This is a genomic window from Agarivorans sp. 1_MG-2023, assembly GCF_030548385.1.
Lineage (GTDB): Bacteria > Pseudomonadota > Gammaproteobacteria > Enterobacterales > Celerinatantimonadaceae > Agarivorans.
Genome location: NZ_JAUOSJ010000031.1, coordinates 1 through 1334, shown reverse-complemented (window position 1 = coordinate 1334; position 1334 = coordinate 1). Strand labels below are relative to the sequence as shown.

Genomic DNA, 1334 nt, shown 5'->3' with positions numbered 1-1334 from the left:
TCTAGCGAATCCCCTCATAATCCTCTGAGAACTCATATAAGTAGACGCGCACCCCGTGGTTTGATCTAATTAATTTCGCCAAAAACCTTTTCTATCTAACCCTGCACGGAGGCAGTCGGGATGCGCGAAATTCAAATTCTACACCAAATGCTTATTGAGCTATGCCCTAATATTCACAAAAAACGCCTTAACTCTCTGATGGTTGCCACTACATCACTCTTGGATGGCGATAAACTGTCTCTCACCGAGCTAGGGCGGAATATCACCAGCCGTACCTCACCCAAACACTGCATTAAACGTATCGACCGTTTGCTCGGTAATCACCATTTAAATAGTGAACGTTTAGCGATATACCAGTGGCATGCTCGGCAGATTTGCGGCGCTAACCCCATGCCAGTGGTCTTGGTTGATTGGGCTGATGTTCGTGAGCAATTACGGATGATGACATTGCGCGCTTCTGTTTCAATAAAGGGCCGTTCTATCACCTTGTATGAACGCACCTTCGAGTTCATAGATTACAATGCTCCACGTAGCCACAATCAGTTTCTATCTGAACTCGCGAAGGTGTTGCCCAAAGGCTGTACACCGCTGATTATCACTGATGCGGGATACCGAAACACGTGGTTTAGAGAAGTGGCCTCTTACGGTTGGTATTGGCTGGGTAGGCTACGTGGTGAGGTCTGTTACCAGCTCAGTGACCAATGGGTGCTGACTAAAACCTTGTATGATTCGGCGAGCAGTAAATCACGCTATATTGGCGCAGTACAGATAGCCCGCAAGAAACCCATGCCCTGTCATTTATATGTCTTCAAATCTAACGATAAGCACCGTAAAGATAAACGCTCCCGCCGCTCCGGTAATAATCACTCGGCCAAGAAGCTGTATCACCGCTCAGCCAAAGAGCCTTGGGTACTGGCCAGCAATTTACCCCCTGAATTATTTAACGCGGTACAAGTGACGAAGTTATACGCAAAACGGATGCAAATAGAAGAAACCTTTAGAGACTTAAAAAGCCCCCAATACGGCTTTGGCTTGCGCCATAGCCGGTCGCGCTGTCCGCGCAGGTATGACGTGCTATTGCTGATAGCGATGCTGGCTGAAATCACTTTATGGTGGTTAGGGCTGGTTGCTCAGCATATAGGTTGGCAACGACACTTTCAGGCAAATACCATTCGAAAACGGGCGGTACTATCAATCGTGAGGCTAGGCAAAGAAGTGCGAAGACGGCCTGACTTCGACATACCAGAGCAGCGAATACGCTGGGCAATTAACGAGTTTCGCTGGTTGACTCACTCTGCGGGACTGAAAGATTTATGAGGGGATCCTCCAGCGCC

1 protein-coding gene is annotated in these 1334 nt (G+C 48.3%); it reads left to right on the top strand.

All coding sequences use genetic code 11. From position 1 onward, the window contains the following. The first annotated feature begins 120 nt into the window (after positions 1–120). Positions 121–1317 carry an IS4 family transposase gene (locus tag Q4592_RS21750; RefSeq protein ID WP_303516929.1) on the top strand — a complete coding sequence of 399 codons (1197 nt, stop codon included), beginning with the start codon at positions 121–123 and terminating at the stop codon, positions 1315–1317. The last annotated feature ends 17 nt before the right edge of the window (positions 1318–1334 follow it).

Coding starts and splice junctions, on each gene's coding strand:
- Q4592_RS21750 (WP_303516929.1), top strand. CDS start 121: ATGCGCGAAATTCAAATTCTACACCAAATGCTTATTGAGCTATGCCCT.